The 19,794-nt window shown below is 63.2% G+C and carries 21 protein-coding genes, 1 tRNA gene and 1 pseudogene; 11 read left to right on the top strand and 12 right to left on the bottom strand.

Annotated elements, in window-relative coordinates; genetic code table 11:
- Window positions 1–10: 10 nt before the first annotated feature.
- The 3 genes and pseudogenes from XH85_RS14130 to XH85_RS14120 form a co-directional block, all read right to left on the bottom strand.
- A pseudogene (locus tag XH85_RS14130) lies at window positions 11–601 on the bottom strand (peptidyl-alpha-hydroxyglycine alpha-amidating lyase family protein); the annotation flags it as partial.
- 39 nt (window positions 602–640) lie between these two features.
- Window positions 641–1,312, bottom strand: a complete 672-nt coding sequence (locus tag XH85_RS14125; protein ID WP_128932275.1) for a 4-carboxy-4-hydroxy-2-oxoadipate aldolase/oxaloacetate decarboxylase — start codon at window positions 1,310–1,312, stop codon at window positions 641–643.
- A gap of 96 nt (window positions 1,313–1,408) precedes the next feature.
- Entirely contained in the window at window positions 1,409–2,380 is a 972-nt protein-coding gene (locus XH85_RS14120; RefSeq protein WP_164934604.1) for a LysR substrate-binding domain-containing protein, read from the bottom strand.
- Between the two features lie 201 nt (window positions 2,381–2,581).
- Here XH85_RS14120 and XH85_RS14115 point away from each other — a divergent pair, with 201 nt between their 5' ends.
- From XH85_RS14115 to XH85_RS14090, 6 genes are read left to right on the top strand one after another with little or no spacing between them, the layout of a single operon-like run.
- Window positions 2,582–3,340 (top strand): SDR family oxidoreductase, encoded by a 759-nt coding sequence (locus XH85_RS14115; protein ID WP_128932274.1) that lies wholly within the window; start codon window positions 2,582–2,584, stop codon window positions 3,338–3,340.
- A gap of 47 nt (window positions 3,341–3,387) precedes the next feature.
- Window positions 3,388–3,846, top strand: coding sequence for an acetyl-CoA carboxylase biotin carboxyl carrier protein (gene accB / locus XH85_RS14110; RefSeq protein WP_164934605.1), 459 nt, complete (start codon window positions 3,388–3,390; stop codon window positions 3,844–3,846).
- Entirely contained in the window at window positions 3,846–5,201 is a 1,356-nt protein-coding gene (gene accC, locus XH85_RS14105) for an acetyl-CoA carboxylase biotin carboxylase subunit (protein WP_128932272.1), read from the top strand. Before accB ends, accC begins: the two co-directional genes overlap by 1 nt.
- Window positions 5,198–5,860: a 5-oxoprolinase subunit PxpB gene (pxpB, locus tag XH85_RS14100; RefSeq protein ID WP_128932271.1), complete on the top strand. Its 663-nt coding sequence runs from the start codon at window positions 5,198–5,200 to the stop codon at window positions 5,858–5,860. The genes accC and pxpB (XH85_RS14100) overlap by 4 nt, the downstream gene beginning before the upstream one ends.
- The gene (locus tag XH85_RS14095; protein WP_128932270.1) at window positions 5,857–6,864 is read left to right on the top strand and encodes a 5-oxoprolinase subunit C family protein; all 1,008 of its coding nucleotides are present in this window, start codon (window positions 5,857–5,859) and stop codon (window positions 6,862–6,864) included. The genes pxpB (XH85_RS14100) and XH85_RS14095 overlap by 4 nt, the downstream gene beginning before the upstream one ends.
- Window positions 6,825–7,232: an acetyl-CoA carboxylase biotin carboxyl carrier protein gene (locus XH85_RS14090; RefSeq protein WP_128932269.1), complete on the top strand. Its 408-nt coding sequence runs from the start codon at window positions 6,825–6,827 to the stop codon at window positions 7,230–7,232. The genes XH85_RS14095 and XH85_RS14090 overlap by 40 nt, the downstream gene beginning before the upstream one ends.
- On the opposite strand, the gene XH85_RS14085 is transcribed toward XH85_RS14090, so the two are convergent.
- The 9 genes from XH85_RS14085 to XH85_RS14045 all read right to left on the bottom strand — a co-directional run bounded on the left by XH85_RS14085 (window position 7,225) and on the right by XH85_RS14045 (window position 16,089).
- Entirely contained in the window at window positions 7,225–7,992 is a 768-nt protein-coding gene (locus XH85_RS14085) for a LamB/YcsF family protein (protein ID WP_128932268.1), read from the bottom strand. The two genes, XH85_RS14090 and XH85_RS14085, sit on opposite strands and share 8 nt — an antisense overlap.
- Window positions 7,993–8,027: 35 nt before the next feature.
- On the bottom strand, window positions 8,028–9,005 hold the full coding sequence (locus XH85_RS14080; RefSeq protein ID WP_128932267.1) for a 5-oxoprolinase subunit C family protein: 978 nt from the start codon (window positions 9,003–9,005) through the stop codon (window positions 8,028–8,030).
- Window positions 9,002–9,697 carry a 5-oxoprolinase subunit PxpB gene (gene pxpB, locus XH85_RS14075; RefSeq protein ID WP_128932266.1) on the bottom strand — a complete coding sequence of 232 codons (696 nt, stop codon included), beginning with the start codon at window positions 9,695–9,697 and terminating at the stop codon, window positions 9,002–9,004. The genes XH85_RS14080 and pxpB (XH85_RS14075) overlap by 4 nt, the downstream gene beginning before the upstream one ends.
- A gap of 238 nt (window positions 9,698–9,935) precedes the next feature.
- Complete coding sequence (locus XH85_RS14070) at window positions 9,936–11,030, bottom strand: ABC transporter ATP-binding protein (RefSeq protein ID WP_128932265.1); 1,095 nt, start codon at window positions 11,028–11,030, stop codon at window positions 9,936–9,938.
- 11 nt (window positions 11,031–11,041) lie between these two features.
- Window positions 11,042–12,106, bottom strand: a complete 1,065-nt coding sequence (locus tag XH85_RS14065; protein WP_245474097.1) for an extracellular solute-binding protein — start codon at window positions 12,104–12,106, stop codon at window positions 11,042–11,044.
- Window positions 12,107–12,135: 29 nt separating this feature from the next.
- The gene (locus tag XH85_RS14060) at window positions 12,136–12,939 is read right to left on the bottom strand and encodes an ABC transporter permease (RefSeq protein ID WP_164934606.1); all 804 of its coding nucleotides are present in this window, start codon (window positions 12,937–12,939) and stop codon (window positions 12,136–12,138) included.
- On the bottom strand, window positions 12,939–13,871 hold the full coding sequence (locus XH85_RS14055) for an ABC transporter permease (protein ID WP_164940771.1): 933 nt from the start codon (window positions 13,869–13,871) through the stop codon (window positions 12,939–12,941). Before XH85_RS14055 ends, XH85_RS14060 begins: the two co-directional genes overlap by 1 nt.
- 219 nt (window positions 13,872–14,090) lie before the next feature.
- Window positions 14,091–15,293, bottom strand: a complete 1,203-nt coding sequence (locus tag XH85_RS14050) for a pyridoxal phosphate-dependent aminotransferase (RefSeq protein WP_128932261.1) — start codon at window positions 15,291–15,293, stop codon at window positions 14,091–14,093.
- Window positions 15,286–16,089, bottom strand: coding sequence for an SDR family oxidoreductase (locus tag XH85_RS14045; protein ID WP_128932260.1), 804 nt, complete (start codon window positions 16,087–16,089; stop codon window positions 15,286–15,288). Before XH85_RS14045 ends, XH85_RS14050 begins: the two co-directional genes overlap by 8 nt.
- Before the next feature lie 237 nt (window positions 16,090–16,326).
- On the opposite strand from XH85_RS14045, the gene XH85_RS14040 reads away from it, so the two are divergent.
- The 5 genes from XH85_RS14040 (at window position 16,327) to XH85_RS14025 (ending at window position 19,658) form a co-directional block, all read left to right on the top strand.
- On the top strand, window positions 16,327–17,019 hold the full coding sequence (locus XH85_RS14040) for an SDR family NAD(P)-dependent oxidoreductase (RefSeq protein WP_128932259.1): 693 nt from the start codon (window positions 16,327–16,329) through the stop codon (window positions 17,017–17,019).
- Between the two features lie 191 nt (window positions 17,020–17,210).
- Window positions 17,211–17,498, top strand: a complete 288-nt coding sequence (locus tag XH85_RS14035) for a hypothetical protein (RefSeq protein WP_128932258.1) — start codon at window positions 17,211–17,213, stop codon at window positions 17,496–17,498.
- Window positions 17,473–17,577: transfer RNA gene (locus XH85_RS45040), tRNA-Arg, on the top strand. Before XH85_RS14035 ends, XH85_RS45040 begins: the two co-directional genes overlap by 26 nt.
- 223 nt (window positions 17,578–17,800) lie before the next feature.
- Window positions 17,801–18,802 carry an SDH family Clp fold serine proteinase gene (locus XH85_RS14030; RefSeq protein ID WP_128932257.1) on the top strand — a complete coding sequence of 334 codons (1,002 nt, stop codon included), beginning with the start codon at window positions 17,801–17,803 and terminating at the stop codon, window positions 18,800–18,802.
- A 673-nt stretch (window positions 18,803–19,475) separates the two neighbouring features.
- A complete protein-coding gene (locus XH85_RS14025) occupies window positions 19,476–19,658 on the top strand; it encodes a hypothetical protein (protein WP_128932256.1) in 183 nt (60 codons plus the stop codon).
- The last annotated feature ends 136 nt before the right edge of the window (window positions 19,659–19,794 follow it).

Here is a 19,794-nt window from a genome sequence, read left to right as displayed (position 1 = left end):
CCCCGATCAGGTCACCGTCGAACACCTGCACGCGATCGCGATCGGCGACATAGACCCAGCCGTCGGCGTCGGCGACGATATTGTGCACGATGTTGAACTGGCCGGGATCGGTGCCCGGCTCGCCCCAGCTCTGGATCAGCTTGCCGTCGGGCGTGAACTTGTGCACGCGGGCGTTGCCGTAGCCGTCGGAAACGTAGATCTCGCCCTTCGGCGACAACGCCGTGTGGGTGCAGCGATGGAAGGGATCGCCGCTCATGAACGGCGCCGGCTTTGCGGGGACGCCGATCATCAGCAGCACCTTGCCGTCGGTGGTGCATTTGCGCACGGTGTGGTCGCCGTCGTCGGTGCAGTAAAGATTGTCGTCTGCATCGATGTGTAGGCCGTGGGCGCGAGAGAACAGCCCCTCACCCCAGCTGCGCAGGAAATTTCCGTAACGGTCGAACACCACCATCGGATGGGCGCCGCGGTTGAAGACGTAGATGCGGTCCTTGCTGTCGACAGCGACGGAGGCGACGTCGGTGAGCTGCCAGCCATCCGGCAATTTCGCCCAGTTGTCGACGACGCGGTAGCGATGCTCACCCGAGCCGAGAATGGCTGCCACTGGTTTTCCTGCTGTTGCGCGCCCGCGGCGCGTGATCGCTCAGGCGAAGGTGCAGCCCTTGGATTCCAGCACCTTGCCGATGCCGGACAGTTCGAGGATGTCACCGCCAGCCTTGAGAGCCTTCATCACGCCGGCTTCCTTGTCCTCGCGCGCCGCCGACTTGGCGCAGACGTCGGCGATGTTCTCCTTCGGCACGATCACGACGCCGTCGTCATCGGCGCTGACGATGTCGCCGGGGCGGACGGCGATGCCGCCGATGACGATCGGCTGATTGATAGTGCCGAGGGTCTCCTTGACGGTGCCCTTCATGCACAGGCCGTAGGAGAAGACGTTGAAGCCGGTGTCACGCACCGCAAGGCCGTCGCGAACGCCGGCATCCGTGACCAGGCCGACGATGCCCTTGGCGACGCAGGCCGTCGCCAGCACCTCGCCGAAGCCGCCCTGCTCGGGATGATCGCCCGCGCTGACCACGAGCACGTCGCCCGGCTTGGCCAGCGAGATCGCCGTGATCAGCATCATGTTGTCGCCGGGATGGCAGCTCACCGTCAGCGCCGGTCCGCAGGCGCGCATGCCGGAATAGATCGGCTTGATGCGGGAGGTCAGCGCGCCCGATCGCCCCTGCGCCTCGTGCAAGGTGGACGGAGGAAACGTCTTGGCGCGCTCGACAAGCTCGGCGGCGGGCCGATCGAATGTCCTGATTACATGCACCATGAAAACCTCCTTACGACCGCGATCTCCGTTACACCTCCATAACCAACCGCCTTGAGGCGGCAAATTCAGAATTTAGGATTGCCGCATCGTGTTTCGTTATGGCTCGTCCTTCGGCCCGTCCAGCGGCGACGTTGGGCCACCCGTGGCGATGGCGGCCGAGCCGGGGTTGGCATCGAACGGCCCCCAGGTCTTGACGATGATCTCGAGCAAGATCTTGTAGACGGAGAATGCGGCGTCGGACAACGGGGCGTTATCGGAGATGCATAGCGACATCTGCTGCGAGGCCGACGGCGCGTTGATCCGCCGGATGCAGAGTTCGTCGAGGTTCGGCAACTCCTTTGCGATCGACATGGGCAGCACGGCCGCCCCCACTCCGGCTGCAATCGCCGAAGAGAGGGTCGATTGGGAATGGATCTCGGCGACGATGCGCGGGCGGAGCCCGACCTCGGCGCAGACCCGCTCGACCGTCTGCCGCAGGAAGGATTCCCGATATGGCAGCAGCAGGTCGAATTGCGCGACCTCCGCCGCCGAAACGTCCTCCGCAGGCATCTGCTCCGGATACATACTGCGGGGCACGACAAGATAAAAGTACTCGCGCATCAGCGGCTTGTAATCGAGACCGGTCACCGGGCGCTCGCCATAGAGGACAGCCATATCCATGCTCCCCTTCAGCATCATCTCGCTGAGCATGACCCCGGAGCTGTCGTAGATGTGCGGCACGATGCCGGGATAACGTTCGCGTACCTGCATCAGCAGCGGGGTCGCCAGCAATGCCGCCGAGCTGAGTGGGGCCAGGCCGATCGTGACGTTGCCGGTCAGTTCCGGCTTGTTGTCCAGGATGGTGCGCCTGGCCTCTTCGATCTGCCGCTGGATCGACTTGGCATAGCGGTAGAGGATTCGTCCGGCTTCGGTGGGCTTGACCCCGCGGGCGCTGCGGTCGAGCAGCTTGCACTTGAAATCCGCCTCCAGGCTCGCAATGTGCTGGCTCAGGGCCGGCTGCGCGACATTCAGCACCTTCGCCGCGCTCGTCATGCTGCCGAGATCCACGACCTTGATGAAGGCCTCCAAGCGTTTCGTATCCAATACGGCGTCTCCGGATATCCAGTCAGGGAGCAGTGCAGCAGCGATAGGCTGAAGCTATGGGATCAGAAGGAATTGTTCTTACCACCGGGAACCTGAGGGGCCTATAGCTAGTGCTGAACTCGTCCGCCGCTCGCGTTGCAGCCGACGCCACCAGCGGGTTGGACGGTAGCAGAGGAGCCCTCACGGATGGGATTTTCGGACTATCGGACGGCCCTGGTGACGGGCGCATCCTCCGGAATAGGAGCTGCGACGGTTCGCCGCCTGAGTGCGGAAGGGCTCCAAGTCTACGCCGTGGCTCGCGACGCCACTCGCCTGAGCGCCCTGTCCGCCGAGACCGGATGCCGCCCCTGCGCCGTCGACATCAGCGACCTTGACGCGCTTGCCGCATTGGCAAAGTCGGCCGAGTTCGACGTCCTGGTCAACAACGCCGGCCAGTCCCGGCGCGGCAATATCCTGGACACCACACCCGAGGACGTCGACGCTCTCATCGATGTCAATCTGCGGGCGGTCCTGCATCTGACGCGGCTGGTCGTGCCGGGCATGGCGCACCGCGACCGCGGCCATGTCGTCAACATCTCCTCGATCGCCGGCCACTACGCGTTTGGTGGCGGCAACACCGTGTATCACGCCACGAAGGCTGGCATTCACTCGCTGTCGCAGCAACTGCGCGTCGATCTCTACGGGACCAGGGTTCGCGTCACCGAGATATCGCCGGCCCGGGTCGAGACCGAGGTTTTCGGCCGGCTGCTGGGTGATCTCGCCGAAGCCAAGCGCCTCTTCTTCGACGACTATGATTCGCTGCAGCCCGAGGACATCGCCAATTCGATCGCGTTCGCGGTTGGATCGCCGGCGCGCATGAACGTCGCCTTCATGGAAGTCCTACCGACCCAGCAGGTTGTCGGCGGCCTCAATTTTGCACAGAAGAGCCGGCCGCCTGCGGAGTGACGCATGAACGCTCCGAACCCAACAGGCCGTCAACGCGGAACGTGACTGTGGACCTCGCCAAAATCGAACAACTCGTCGACCTCGTTACGCGCTCCTCCATCGCGGAGCTGGACCTCACGCAGGACGGCACCCGCATCCGCATCCTCAAGCGCGCGTCGGCAGGCGCGCCTGCGGCCATGGCGCAGCCTGCAGACCGGGGCGAGGTCGAGGCCCCTGCTCCCGAGCACCGGCAAAACCCGGCTCCCGAGGCTGCCACCGACACCGTCGTGCCCGCGCCGATGCATGGCATCTTCTACCGGGCTGCGGCACCGGACGAGCCACCTCTGGTCGAGGTCGGCGCGCGGATTGAGGCCGGGCAGAAGATCTGCATCATCGAGGCGATGAAGACCTTCATCGACATCGCCGCCGAGGTGCCCGGTGTCGTGCTTGCGATCCTCGCGGAGAACGGTGAGGAGATCGCGGCGGGTCAAGCCCTGTTCCGGATCGGTCCTGCGGGTTCATCCTGATGTTCGACAAGGTCCTGATCGCCAATCGCGGCGAGATCGCGCTTCGCATCCAGCGCGCCTGTCGGACGATGGGTCTCAAGACGGTCGTCATTCACTCGGAAGCGGACCGCGACGCGCGCTATGTCGCACTCGCCGACGAGGCGCTCTGCATCGGGTCGGCGCCGGCAAGCAGCACCTATCTCAACGTGGCGGCGATCCTGCTCGCAGCAGAGGTCAGCGGCGCGCAGGCCATTCACCCGGGTTACGGCTTCCTCTCGGAGAGTGCGGAGTTCGCCGATCGGGTCGCGCGCGCCGGCCTCACCTTCATCGGCCCGCCGGCCGATTGTATCCGGACCATGGGCGACAAGGTCGCGGCCAAGCGCGCGATGCGGCTGGCGGGCGTACCTTGCGTGCCCGGGCCGGACAGCGCCCTTCCGGATGATCCGGCCGAAGTGCGCGCGATCGCGCGCGACATCGGGTACCCCGTGATCATCAAAGCCGCCGGTGGCGGCGGCGGGCGCGGCATGCGGATCGTGCGCAGCGAGGCCGCACTGGACGAGGCGCTGGCGCTGACCCGTGCGGAAGCCAGCAAGGCCTTCAAGAACGCTGCGGTTTATATCGAGAAATTCCTCGAAAAACCGCGCCATATCGAGATCCAGGTGCTGTGCGATCAGCACGATAACCATCTCTGGCTCGGCGACCGCGACTGCTCGCTTCAACGCAGGAACCAGAAGGTGGTCGAGGAAGCTCCCGCGCCCGGCATCGATCGCGCGCTGATCGAGCGGGTGGGCGCAAGCTGCGTCGAGGCCTGCCGGCGGATCGGCTATCGCGGCGCCGGCACGTTCGAATTCCTCTACGAGGACGGGCAGTTCTTCTTCATCGAGATGAACACGCGCGTCCAGGTGGAGCATCCCGTCACCGAGATGACGACGGGCATCGACATCGTCAAGGCGCAGATCCAGATCGCGCAAGGCGAGCCCCTGGGCATCGCGCAAGGCGACATCGCACGTGTCGGCCATGCCATTGAATTCCGCATCAATGCCGAGGACCCCGCCACTTTCGCGCCCTCGCCCGGCACGGTGACGCGCTGGGACGTTCCCGGCGGCATCGGCATCCGCGTCGATTCACATATCACCGCCGGCGCCACCGTTCCCCGCCACTATGACTCGCTGATCGGCAAGCTGATCGCCCATGGCGGCACCCGCGAGGAGGCCATGGCGCGTGCGCGCGTCGCCTTGTCCGAGCTGCGCGCCGAAGGCATCCGAACCAATGTACCGTTGCATCAGGCGATCCTCGCCGATCCCGCGTTCTGTCGTGGCGGCTACGACATCCACCATCTCGAGCACTGGCTGAATACGAAGGTAGCCGCGCCATGACCACGTCGGACCGGCCGCGGATCAGCCTGCTCGGGACATCGGCTCTCCTGTTCGAGGCGCCCGGCGCGTTCGACCTGCCACATCAGCGGCGCATCTGGGCGCTGGCGGCCACCGCGTCGAAATGGCCTGATATCCGCGAGGCCATTCCCGGCATCACCAATTTGATGCTGACTTTCGAGACCCCGCCGCGCGAGCTCGACGGCCTGATCGCCGCTCTCAATGACGGCTGGGACGCGGCCGAAGGCCTCGCAATCGGCGGCCGCGAGATCAGGCTGCCTGTCACCTATGGCGGCGAGATCGGATCCTCGCTCCAGTCCGTCGCCGATCATTGCGGCCTGTCAGTCGACGACGTGGTCTCGATCCATGCCGCCCCGCTCTACACGGTATTCGCGCTCGGCAGCCATCCCGGCTATTGCTATCTCGGCGGCATGGATCCGCGCATCACCATGCCGCGGCGGCAGACGCCGCTGCAACGCTCCGCGGGCGGCTCGGTGTCGATCGGCGGATCGCAGACCGGTGTCTCCGCATCATCAGGGCCGAGCGGCTGGCACGCCATCGGGCACACGAGCTGGACCTTCTTCGATCCGACCTGGCCGACGCCTGCTGCACTCGCACCGGGCGACACGATCCGCTTCGCGGTCGAACGGGTGATCCGGTGATCGAGATCCTGTCAGTCACAGGGCCGGCCAGCGTCCAGGATCTCGGCCGCTTCGATCAATATCGCTTCGGAGTCGGCACGTCGGGTGCGATGGACGATGTCGCCCTGCGTGCCGGCAACATCCTTCTCGGCAACGACGAGAACGCCGCCGGCATCGAAATCCCGATGCTGCCATTCAAGCTTCGTTTCGACCGCAACATGGCCTTTGCGCTCACGGGCGCCGATGTCGAGGCCGAGATCGCAGGACGCGTGATTCCGCCATGGTGGCGGTCGCACGCTCGTGCGGGCGAAGTCTTGACCATCAAGGCAATGCCCCGCGGCGCACGACTCTATCTAACCGTTGGCGGTGGTATCGACGTGCCCATGGTGCTGGGCTCGCGCAGCACGCAGTTTCGCGGCGAGTTCGGCGGCTGGCACGGACGGCCGCTCCATGTGGGCGACGTCCTGCCCTGCGCCGCGCCAACTGCGGTCATCGGGGAGCTCGGGGTCGAGCCGGCCGAGATCACGCTGGCGCGGCCGAACGCCGCCGCGGATGAGACCATCGTCAGGGTCGTGATTGCCGGCGAGTATGACGGCTTCGACGCCGCCACGCAGGCGCTGTTCTGGTCGAGCAGCTGGAAGATCACGCCGCAGAGCAACCGTTACGGCTATCGCCTGCAGGGTCCTGCCGTGAAGCCGGAGGTGCCGATCGAGAAGCGCTCGCACGGCATCGTTCCCGGCGTCATCCAGATTCCGCCGAACGGACAGCCGATCATCCAGATGCGCGACGCGCAGACGTCCGGCGGCTACCCGAAGATCGCAACCGTGATCCGCGCCGATCTGTGGCGCGTCGGGCAGGCGCGGCTCGGCAGCAAGTTGCGATTCGAGCAAACCGCTTATTCCGATGCGCTGGCGGCCGAAACCGAGATGTCGGCCTATCTCGACCGGCTCAGGACCAACGCACGCCTTGTCGAGGAGACCAGAACATGCCGATACAGCTCACCGATATCGCGCGCCTGGCGCTGATCCTCGCAAGGTCCGGCGTCGACACGATCGAGATCGAAGAGCCCGGCCAATCCCTGAGGCTCGTCGTCGATACGGGCCCGCGAGTGGCCGCGTCGCCGACGCCTGCCACCCCCGCCGATGACCATTCCGTCATCGCCAAAGCCGACGTCGCAGGATGTTTCCTCGCGGCTCATCCCTGGCGGGACAAGCCGTTCGTCGCGCCTGGCCAGCGCATCGAGGCCGGCGCGACCGTCGGCCTCGTCAAGATCGGGCTCTTGTATGCGCCCATCGTGGCGCCGGCCACCGGCACCGTCGATGCCGTGATCGCGGAGCCCGGCGCAACGGTCGGCTACGGCACACCGATTGCGCGCATCCGTCCGCTCAATTGAGGAGAACGGTTGCGGGCGTGACTTCGCCGCCACCCTGCTCGATCACGCGGCGCACAGTAGCGGCAAGGTTGACCGATCCGGGCGTGTCGCTGTGGATCAGGATCGAGCGCGCTTCGACCTTGATCGACTTGCCCTCGATCGTCTGCACAGTGCCGCTGTCGAGGAAGCGCTTGACCCGCTCGGCCACCGCCTCGGTCGAGGTGATGACCGAGTTGGGAAGCTTGCGAGACACCAGGTGGCCGTGCTCGTCATAGGCGCGATCAGCCAGGAACAGCGTGAGGATGCGCAGGCCGACCTTGCGCGCGGCGCGCACGATCTCAGCGTCAGGCTGCGAGAACACGATGAAGTCGCGGTTGATGGCCGCAATCGCACGGGCAACGACATCGGCCATATCAGGGTCGGCATTGACCATGTTACCCATCGCGGCGTGGAAGCTGACATGGGTCACGCGATGGCCTGCATTGGTCGCGATCGCCTGCAAGGCGCCGATCTGATAGACCATGTGCTTCTCGATCTCGGCCGCATCCATCTGGATCACGCGGCGTCCAAATCCGAGAAGGTCAGGCAGGCCCGGATGAGCACCGACCTCGACCCCCTTCTGCTTCGCCAGGCGAACCATGCGATCCATGATGATGGGATCGCCGGCGTGAAAACCGCACGCCACGTTGGCCGACGAGATGATGCTCATCAGCGCCTCGTCGTCGCAGATGCGATAATTGCCGAAGCCTTCGCCCATGTCCGAATTGATGCCGATTTTCATCTTCGTACCCTGCTCTTGTTATTGTTGACGTCCACTCAAAGCGCTCGATAGAGATCCGCGGTCGCACGCAACTTCACGAGATAGTCGTTGACGGGAGCCATGGCCGCGACCGCGTCCTGGTAGCTCACCTCACTGAAGGCAATGACCGATCCCGGCGTCGCCTGGCCGAGGCGCCAGAGATCGGCCTGGATCACGGCCGCCATCTTCGGATAGCCACCCGCCGTATTGGCATCGCTCATCTGGATGATCGGCTCGCCGGCCGGCGGCACCTGCACGACGCCGGCCACCACACCGTGCGAGCGCATCTCGACCGGCGCGTCCAATGTCAGCTTGCCGCCGATGAGACGATAGCCGCCCCGATCGCTCCGGGCGCTGATCTTCCATCGCGTCGTCCAGAAACTCGCCTGCATCGCCTCGGAGAACAGGTCGTACTCGCCGGCCCGCATCACGCGTATCCGCAGCACGCGGTCATCCGCTGAAGCTATGCCCGCGATCGCGACATCCGGCGGCGCCACGCCGAAATCGAAGCGCCCGTCGCTGCTGCTCGGCGAATTCCCGATCGGCACGACGTCGCCCGCCTGCAAGGTGCGGCCCTCGAGCCCGCCGAAGCCGCCGCGCAGATGCGTGCTGCGCGAGCCCAGCACGCGCGGAACGTCGATGCCGCCGCCGAACGTCATGTAGACTCGCGCGCCACGCCGCGGCGCGGTGATCGCGAGAACATCGCCCGCCTTCGCACGCGTGCACCACCACGGCCGAACGGCCGATCCGGCCAGCGTCGCGTCGTGATCGGCGCCGGTGAGCGCGAATGCGGTGTCGGCCGAAAAGCGCAGGCGGAACGGAAAGGTCTGGATCTCGATGCCGGCCGCATTGTCGTCATTGCCGAGCAGCGCATTGCCGGCGGCGAGTGCGACGGGATCCATGGCACCCGACGTGCTCACGCCGAAACGGCGCGCACCATGACGGCCCAGGTCCTGGATGGTGTTGAAGGCGGGGCTGGTCAGGATCTCGATCACAGCTCGATCCGATCGATCCTGAATTTGACACGGTCGCCCGGAAGCATGAGCGAGGGCTGTTCGGAGCTCGGATCGAACATGGCGACAGAGGCCCAGCCGATCGCGTTCCATCCGTTCGGGCTTGTCAGCACCGCGACGCCTGTCTGCATCCCACCGATGGTCACCGAGCCCGCCCGCATGTTGAGCGACGGTACCGATTTACGCGGCATGTGAATGCGCGGATCGAGGCCGTGGAGATAGCCGAACCCCGGCGAGCTCGCGACCGCACAGACGGTGTATTCGCCTTCGCTGTGAATCCTGATGACATCGCGCTCGGATAGTCCGGCGCGCTTTGCAACCGCTGGCAAATCGAAGCCGAGTTCGCCGCCATAGACCACGGGAATCTCGATGAGCTTGCCGTCGGCCTTGCGGCCCGGCAAACGATGCCACAGCTCGACGATCGCAGCGCCGAGCATACCGATATCCGCCGGCGGCTGCTCGAAGACGAGCATCACATTGGTGACGCCAATGACGGCCTCCTGGACATTGGGCCAGGTCGAGACGGCATCTGCAAGGGCCCAGATTCGTCCCTGCTGCAGCAGGTCGAAGTCACCCGGCGCCTCGACCAGCATCGCAAGCGTGCCGATCAGGCTGATCTTCGGGCTTTTCTCGATCGTGCCGACAAAGGGAGCGTTTGGCTGATTAATCGACAAAAGGGCCTCGCTGGTCGAACGCCCGTGGCGCTGCCACTCCTAAAGCGCGATGAGATTTAGATGAAACGTCATCGCGCTCTAGGTTGTTGTTTATGCATGATCTTTCGGAAAACCGCTTGGCACTTTTCCGGATCATGCTTTAGATCTAGCCAAGCGTCGCAGGCCGATCCAAGACGATGTTCGTCTGCGGGTATAAGGGATGTCGATTGCCCGCAGGACCTCGCGCTCGCCTCCGATTTCAGTGACGCGCGATGACGTGATTGCTGGGTGACTCCCACCGCGCCACGACCTCCTCGCCCACCGCGTATCGGAGTCCGGCTTGCTGCGACTGGTTCTGCTCGAACACGATGATCTGGCCGCCACTCGGCGTCTTGAGATAGTAGTGACTGACGAAGCCGCGATAGATGGCCTGATCGACACGCGCCGTCACGCTGTTGGCGCGTTGCGCCGCCGGGCTCTGGCCGGCTCGCTCGACGATGATCGCTTCGGGCCTGATCGAAACCATCACGTCGCTGGCCGACGACGGGATCTGATCGACCTGAAGGCTGAGTTCGGGCGAGACACGAATGACGGCTCCGCTGCCGTTTCGCTGCTCGATGGGCCCCTGAAACAGATTCGATGCGCCGATAAACTGCGCGACGAATTTCGAGGCGGGACGCTGGTAAATTTCCGTCGCCGAGCCGACCTGCTCGAGCTTGCCATCGCGCATGACCACGATCTTGTCGGCCATCGTCAGGGCTTCGTCCTGGTCGTGGGTCACCATGACGGTGGTGAGGCCAAGCCTGCGCTGAAGGGCACGCAGCTCGACCTGCATGCTCTCGCGAAGCCCCTTGTCGAGCGCCCCGAGCGGCTCGTCGAGGAGCAGCATGGCCGGCTCGATCACAAGGGCCCGCCCCAATGCGACGCGCTGCTGCTGGCCGCCGGAGAGCTGCGCCGGATAGCGCTTGCCGAAGCTGGAGAGCTGCACGAGGCTGAGCGCCTCGGCCATCTTCCTTGCGGCATCGGCCTTGGATATCCCGCGCATCTCCAGGCCGAAGGCGATGTTCTCGTCGACGGTCAGGTGAGGAAACAGCGCGTAGTTCTGGAACAGCATTCCGACATTGCGGCGATGCACGGGAACGTCGGTCATCCTCTTGTCGTTCACGAAGACGTCGCCGGATGTCGGGCGGATCAACCCTGCAATCATGCGCAGGCAGGTCGTCTTGCCGCATCCGCTCGGACCGAGCAGCGCCACCATGTGGCCCGGCTCGATCGTGAGCGAGACGTCGTCGACCGCGACGGTGCGGTTATATTCCTTGCTGAGGCGGTCAAGCCTGACTTCGGAAGACCTCATGGCAGCCTGTCCTAGCTCGTGAACACCTGATTATAGCGCTCCAGCCACGGACCGCGGCGCGGAACGATGAACTTCCAGTCCGGCGTGAACAGTCCGAGATCGGTCGCCTTGGTGTCGGGATAGGCCAGGAACTTGGCCGTCTCCGGCTTGAAGTCGATGCCGCCCACCGACGGCGCGCTGAGCGTCTGCTCGGACAGCATCTTGGCGACCGAGGGCTCCAGAATGCGGTTGATCAGGGCACAGGCGAGCTCCGGCTCGGGCGCATTCTTGACCAGCGTCATGCTGTTGATGCCGGTGAACGCACCTTCCTTGGGGAAGGTCATGTCGATCGGCATGCCCTTGGCCGTGTGCGGATAGATCGCCTTCGAGTATTCGATGCCGCCGATCGTCGCCTGGCCCTGCGCCACCTGGAGCACCTGCGCCTCGCTGTCGTAGATCGTCAGGACGTTGGGCTTGAGAGCAGCGAGCTTGTCCCAGCCGCTGTCGACCAGATATTGCGCCTCCTGCAGCGGCTTGCCGGTCGTGAGCGCCGTCGCCACGATGAGCATCAGCACGCTCTGGGTGTTCTTGGGCGTATTGAGCAAGATCTGCTTGCGATATTTCGCGTCGAAGATCTGCTCATAGCTCTCGAGCGGCTTCGTCACTTGCGGATTGATGAACATGGCCGCGCTCGAGATCGAGAAGCCGACGCCGTAGCCTTCCTCGAACAGATAGCGCTTATAGACCTTCTCGAGGTTGGGAATTTTCCCGGTATCGAGCTTGTCGATCAACCCTTCCTGCTTGGCCTGGGGGATTCCGACATCGTCCATCATCATCATGCTGAAGCGCGGCGTATCACGTGTGGCGCGGAGGGCGGCGATGTTAGACAGCGTCGCGCCTTCGATGGTGAAGACGCGGCACTTGAACTCGGCCTCGAACTTGGGAATGACCTCCTTCTGGATCAGCTTGCCCAGCGCGGAGTTGTAGACGCCGACATGCAGTTGCTTGGCGTCCTGCGCCCACGACCGGCTGATGATCGTCGGGAAAGCAACCGCGGATGCACCGGCCTTAATGAGAGTCCTACGTGTCAGCTTCATGGGTCCAATCTCCATCTAACCAATGCACATCAGGCAGCCAGCGCGCGGCGAAGGCCGACCAGTTTCTCCAGCAGCAGCACGCCGACCATCGCCATCAGGATGATGATCGTCGACATCGCCGGCACGGAAGGGTCGAAGACGTTGACCAGTTGCCGCATCAGGACGAGCGGCACGGGCGAGTATTCCGAGTTCGCCAGCCACATCGTGACCGGGTAATTGTCGAAGGACACCATGAAGGCAAACAGCCCGCCGGCGGCGACGCCGGAGGCGATCTGCGGCAGCGTCACGCGCCAGAAGGTCGTCAGCCGGTTTGCGCCGAGGGTGCGCGCGGCATCCTCCAGGTTCTCGTCCACGAGCTGGAGGCTGGTGACGACAGTGCGGATGACATAGGGCGACGTCACGACCACGTGCCCGATCAGGAGATTGAGCCGCGCATCCTGCGAGCCGAGCCTGGTCAGGACCTGAAGCAGCGCCAGGCCCGTGACCAGCGCCGGGAAAATCAGCGGCGACAGCAGGAACCCCTTGATCGCTGCCAGTCCGAAGAACCTGCCGCGGACGAGCGCAAAGGCCGCGGGCACGCCGAACAGGAGCGAGCCCGCCGTCGTGCCGAGCGCGAGCAGGATGCTCAGCCTCATCGCCTCGAGGAAGTCGCGGTCCTGGAGAACCTTGGCGTACCATTTCAGCGTGAAGCCCTGCGGCGGGAACGTCACGAAATAGGAATCGGAGACCGACACGGCCATGACGAGAAGCAGCGGCGCCAGGATGAACAGCATCATGCCGGCAGTGATCGTGTAGAGGATGAAGGCGCCGAAGCCGGAAAACCGCTCGTCCATCACTCGGTCCTCCTGAGACGTCGGCCCTCCAGAAGCCACATCGAGACGCCGTTCACCGCGAGGACGAGACCGACGAGAACGACGGCGATCGCAGCCCCAAATGGCCAGTCGTAGACGACGAAGATTTGCTGCTCGATCAGATTGCCCAGCATGACCGCCGAGGCGCCGCCCAGGATCGCCGGAATGACGAACGAGCCGGCGGTGAGCGAAAAGACCAGGGTAAAGCCCGCGACGAAGCCGGGCATGCTCAGCGGCAGCGTCACCCGAAGGAATACCTTCCACCACGGCGCGCCCAGCATCCGGGCGGCGTCCTCGAGGTTGGGATCGATCTTGCTGAGCGCCGAGGCCAGCGGCAGAACCATCATCGGAAAGAACACGTGCAGCGATCCGATGACGACGGCAGCCTCGGTGTAGAGGACCGATATCGGCGCGTCGACGACGTGCAGCGTCATCAGGATCCAGTTCAGCATGCCCTTCGGACCGTTCTGGAGCACGAGCTGCCAGCCGTAGCCGCGAACCACCACGCTCACGATCAGAGGTGCGATGACGATCAGGGTAATGATGCGCGTGACCATCGGACGGCTTTTGACCATCACCAGGGCGACCGGATAGGCAAGCACTGTCGCAAGCAGCGAGGTGACGATGCTGATCCGCAGCGTCGTCCAGAGCACGCGCGCGTAGAGCTCGACGTTGACCAGACGGGCGTAGTGCGCAAGCGTGAATGGACGGCCGATGATGCCGCGGCTGTCCTGGGTCTGGATGCTCGAGAGCAGCAGCCCCAGCGCCGGATAGAAGAAGAAGTACGTCAGGAATGCCAGCATCGGGACGGCAAGAAGTCCGACCGGGAGGGCCAGACGCCACCGCGATGCCCGCCGGGTTGCCGGTGGAGCTTGAACACCTAAGACTGCCACCGCATCGTCGCTGGTGGTCATCGCTGGCCGTCCTCGACTGCGCGATACCAAGGCATACCCCTCTTCTGCACAAAGCTTATGCGTCGGCATCCTACAGGACCAAGAACATCTTCGTTTAGGGGCATCAGGAACGATTATGACAATTGGTTCGGCATATTGCTCCGATCTTGATCGGCAAATGCCGCGTGGCGCGTCTTTCATTCTCCTTCGGGTCAGTCCTCCTGTCGTCTCGATGCCGGGTCAGCGCAGCCCTTCGCAGAAGCTCGCGATGCGCCGGCAGCCTTCCTTCAGCGATTCAGTATCGGTCGCGTAAGAAATGCGGAAATATGGGCTCATGCCGTAGGCGCCGCCCGGCACCGCGGCGACGTGCTGCTCTTCCAGCAGCGCCGAGATGAAGTCGGCGTCGGTTTCCAGCCGCCGACCGCCCTTCGTGGTCTTGCCGATGCAGCCGGCGATGTTCGGAAACACATAGAAGGCCCCCTGCGGCTTGTGGCAGGTGATACCCGGAATCTGATTGAGAAGCTTGACCACCAGATCGCGCCGGTCGCGATAGATGTCAGCACGCGCCTTGAGGTAGTCCTGCGGTCCGTCCAGGACGGCGACGGCCGCTGCCTGGCTCACCGTGCAGATTCCGCCGGTCGCCTGGCCATGGACATTGTTCATCGCCGCAATCAGGTCCTTGGGACCGCCGCAATAGCCGACTCGCCAGCCGGTCATGGCGTAGGCCTTGGACGCACCGTTCACCGTCACGACGCGATTCTTCAGCTTCGGCTCGACCTCCGCGATGGTGCAGAACTCGAAACCGTCATAGGTGAGATGCTCATAGATGTCGTCGGTGAGAATCCAGACCTCAGGATATTTCAGCATGACGTCGGCGATCGCGCGCATCTCCCCGCGCGTACAGGCAGCGCCCGTCGGATTGTTGGGAAAATTCAGGATCAACCACTTCGTCCGGGGCGTGATCGCCGCCTCCAGGTCCGCCGGGCGAAGCTTGAACTGGTTGTTCTCCGGGCAAGGCACCGCGATGGGCGTCGCCTCCGCCAGGAGAACGATGTCCGCATAGGTAATCCAGCCCGGCGCCGGAATGACGACCTCGTCGCCGGGATTGCAAGTTGCAAACAGCGCGTTGAAGATGATCTGCTTGCCGCCATTGGCGATCAGGATCTCGTCGAGGGCGTAGTCGAGATTGTTCTCACGCTTGAACTTGCGCTGGACCGCGGTCCGCAGCGCGACAGTTCCCGGCTGCGCCGGATACTTGGTGTCGCCTGCGAGGGCGGCCCGATGTGCGGCCTCGATCGCGTGCGGCGGCGTCGGAAAATCGGGCTCGCCGGACGACAGGCCTACGATCTTGACACCCGCGTCGCGGAGCTCGCGGGCCTTGTCCGTCATCGCCGCCGAGGCCGATACCTTCACGGTCCTGAGGCGGTTTGCGAGTTCAGGCATTGTCAGCTCCACTTCTCATGTCTTTCAAACGTGCGGCCTCGGATCGGCTCGCAAATCGCAGTTCGCCGACGATCTGGAATGTTGGTAAAATCTCGATCGTCGCGACGTTCATCCGCGCCGGCGATCCGACCGCGAACGCAATGGCATCCGCGATGTCCTCGGACTGGAGCGTCTCGAAGCCGCCGACGAAGCGGGCATCCGGATTGTCGGCGGCGTTCTGGTTCTGGAAGATGCTCGTCGCCACGCGCCCGGGCGAAACTTCGGTGACGCGAACGCAGGTGCCGTAGAGATCGACGCGCAATTGCTGCGACAGCGAATGAACGCCGGCCTTCGTCGCGTGATAGGCCACGGATGAGTTGAACGTCGTGGCGTTCTCGCCGAAGGCATAGTGGCCAGCGATCGACGAGACATTGACCACGTGGCCGCGGCGGCGGCGCGCCATACTGGGTGCGATCAGCCGCGTCAGATGCAGGACCGCCCGTAGATTGACGTCCACCAGCGTGTCGACATCGTCAGGCGCGGTATCCAGGATGGTGCCGCGCCGCGACTGGCCGGCATTGTTGACGAGAACATCGAATTCGGCCGAGCTTGCAAGGCGCTTCAAGGCGTCGAGATCGTTCACATCGACCGCACAGGCGCGACATCCGGTCTCAGCTGACAGGCTGGTCAACCAGCGAATATCGCGCGCCAATGCATGAACGTCGAGCCCCTCGGCGCGGAGGCGGCGAACCGTCGCAGCCCCAATGCCTGAGGAGGCACCCGTCACCACCGCCGTTCGGTAGTCCGAAAATCCCATCCGCAACGCTCGCTTACCGTCAGCTAGAGCGGCGAAAAGTTACGTGCGGAGATCGGCGCGCGTATATAGCGGATTTATTCTGCCCTCATAAGGACATCCAATATCGCCGGCCGAATTCGTCGGGCACGCGAGCCATAAGCACACCCGATGCAGGCAGAGTGAATTTCTCTTACTCGTCCTCGCGCGTATCCCCTTACATTTTGCGGTGCTCTTCTCACCCATAGGAGACGGACTAGGATGTTGGAAGTTGGCAAGCGGATCGTCATGGTCTCCGGGGCTTCGCGCGGCATCGGGCGCGCCGCCGTCGACCGGCTGCTGACGTCGGGCTTCCGCGTGTCGGCGGGGCTTCGGGACCCGAGCCGTCTCGCCGAGAGCGAGAGGCTCATGACGCACCGCTATGACGCCGAAGACGCCAAGAGCCCGATCTCCTGGGTCAATGCAACGGTCGCGCGGTGGGGCGGCGTCGACGCCATCGTCAATGCGGCCGGCGTCAATCCGAAGGTCCGCGTCTCCGACGAAGGCGAGAACGAGCTGGACGAAATGTGGCGCGTGAACGTCAAGGGTCCTCTGCGCCTCGTCAGGGCGACCCTGCCTCATCTGGCCGTCTGCGGCCATGGGCGGGTCATCAACCTGGGATCGCTTGCGGGCAAGCGCGTGGGCAGCAATGTCGGCTACGCCATGACCAAGTTCGCCGTGGTCGCGCTTACCCACGGCATTCGCCGCGAGGGGCGCGCGGCGGGTATCCGGGCGACGGTGATCTGCCCCGGCTACGTCGCCACCGACATGACGCTGAACGAGGACGAGATTCCTCGCCACGAGATGAGCCAGCCGGGCGACATCGCACGCCTGGTGGAAACTGCGCTCATGATGCCGAACAATGCGTCGGTCTCCGAGATGCTCGTGCACTGCCAGTTCGAGCCGATGCTATAGGACCCGGCCGGAACCGATACCTTACGACAGAGGCCGGCCCGAACGGCAACCCAACTGCCGCGCCGCGGATGCGGCCCCACTTCCGGGCCTGCCCAGATTGGAGACGCAGGATTTTTCTTGATTTCCCGGTGCACACGTCGTGCGCACCCCGCCAGCTAATCGAGAACTTGAATTTTCGGTCCAGCCCATCATTGGACAAGCCGCCGCGTCCGGGGCTTGCCATTCGCCGACAGCCAGTCAGGCCTCACTACACAACGGCCGAGGTGTCGCGCGACGCCCTCTTTATCGGACGCTTATTCAACGATTTCAACGCGCGTTTGGAAAAAGCACAGAATTGCGCCTCAGCAATTTCAATAGGTTGGCGGTTGTTTCCAAATGAAGAGGGCCCGGAGACGGGCGCAGGTTTAGCAGAGTTTGCGCTGTTTGACGTCCTGTTGCGCGGTTTGTTCACGGGATTTCAGTGGTCAATCGGCGGTTAGACTGAGGTGGGGGGCGTCTTGGCCGAGTAGCGGATTTCTACTCCGCGGGTTGCAGGTTCGAGTCCTGCCGAGATCGCCAATGATTTCAATAACTTATTTTGCTCGCACGCCGTCAAATCGTGTTGCGCCTGTTGCGCAAAATTCCCCAATATTTCCAACGATTCCCTACAACTCCCGGCTACTCGGCGCGACACGGGGCGCGACATCACTGAGCCCCGCACAAGCTTCGGACAAGCATTTGGTCCTAATTGACTCTGCAACCGCTGCGTGAAAGGAGAACTGCACGGGGGGATATTTGATTCATGAATTTTGCAACACGAAAGAAGATCTATACGACGATCGAACGCGAGCGTGAAACAAAGGTCATAACCTTCGTGACAAGCGATCGCGCAGGCGTCGAGACTCAAATCGCACCGGATTCCATAGACTTATTTGTTGATCTGCTGGACCACATCGGACCGACAAAGCGCATCTCGCTTTTGCTGCACACGAACGGCGGCCACACCTCCGCGGCTTGGCGACTTGTGAATCTGATTAGGACATTCTGCGATGAGCTTGAGGTCTTGATCCCGTTGAAAGCAATGAGCGCCGGCACGCTGCTTTCGTTAGGGGCCCACAAGATTGTCATGACAAAGCAGGCCGCCCTCGGTCCTATCGACCCAAGCATCAACCATGCGCTGGGACCGCAAGTGCCTTATGGCAATCAGCTGGCGCGCGTTCCGGTTAGCGTTGAGGCAGTTAAGGGCTACCTAGATGCAGCGCGGAATGACCTTAACATCACAGACCAAACAGCGCTCGCGCAGTTGATCATCGACTTGTCAAATAAGGTTCACCCACTCGTTCTCGGCGAGATATTCCGATCACGAGCGCAAATTCGGTTTTTGGCGGAAAAGCTGCTGGCCGGTCAAGTAACTGATCCCGAGAAGGTGCAGAAGATTATCGACTTTCTCTGTGCTGATTCCGGCAGCCATGATTACACAATGAACCGGCGAGAGGCGGAGAGCCTCGGGCTAAAAATTGAGAAGCCCACGCAGCAATTTTACCAAACGTTAAGGAAGATTCATCTTAGTTACGCGGAACAGTTGAAGCTCATCGAGCCGTATTCTCCGCAGGTCATGCTTGGGGCAAATCCGACCGTGAACTACTCTCTCGTCCGCGGGTTGGTTGAGAGCACAAAAGGCGGCTGCTACGGCTATCTTTCCGAGGGAGCTTTGACTAAAGTGATGGTTCCAGGCCCGACCGGGGCGATGCAAGAATCGATCGCAGATCAGCGAACCTTTGAAGGCTGGAGGAAAATATCATGAGCTTTGATTTGGACATTTCTCCGCTTGTCTTTCCTGCCACCGCTGATGCCAGCATGAATTATCACGAGCGCACCGGTGTTGTTGTAGCGACGTCGACTTCGTCCGCGGACAACGGGAATTTTGCGGCTGCCACAAAGAACAGCACTTTCCAGTGCAGTCCCGGCGGGATGATTCCTGTCGTAGATCTTCCGCGAAGTCAGGCGACGGCTACGCGTCGGCCACTGTAGTAGCTAAAGCCGCAGCGGCGTTCGCGTTATGATATTCTGCGGCCCGCTCAACTCCGTGAGCGCCCACACCAGCGCGTCGACGCGATCCGGCGAATAGCAGTGGGCCGAGAGGTCCGCTGCTCAGGCCAGTCCCGAGGCAGACGCCTCTATCATGCGCGCCGCCGACCGCCTCTGCACTAAGACAAAAAGTGGATTGAGACGGCGAGGCGCGAGGCGGATCCGCAAGAACTAACCTAAATTAATCTGTCGGTTTGCAGCGAGAGGCGTCGTCATGCCGGACGACGAGATGGATTTTGTTGCCAGGTTGGTCACTGCCAAGATCGAGCGCGTCAAAGCCGGGACGGAACGCGCCCGAGAGCAACTACAGGAGTCGTATCAACGGCTCGCCCTTTGGAAAAAGTGCTCCAACTTCCAATCCCCAAGGTGGCATCCCGAGCCGCCGGACGATGGATGAACTGCCCGGGTTCGGTGTTAGCGTCAGAGCCATGACTAAGATGATTCTGATCATGACGGCGGCCGGCGGTTCGCTGGTCGGATCAATAGTCGTCCTGTTCGAGATCATGGCCGCGCGCGAGCGTAAGCGCCTGAAAAGCAAAATTGCCTCAGTCGGGCGGCCCCCTTCATCCTAATTTCAACGACCCCAAAGACGGCCCCGGCCGGGGGGCGCTCGAGGGTGAGGCCGGGGCCGCTGGAGGAAGCTAGGCTCTCGGGCTAGCAAGGGCCAAGCGAAACGAGGCTACTCATCGCTCATCGCGGTGTCTGTAC

The organism is Bradyrhizobium zhanjiangense, assembly GCF_004114935.1.
Taxonomy (GTDB): domain Bacteria; phylum Pseudomonadota; class Alphaproteobacteria; order Rhizobiales; family Xanthobacteraceae; genus Bradyrhizobium; species Bradyrhizobium zhanjiangense.
This window is presented reverse-complemented; position numbering and strand designations above follow the sequence as displayed.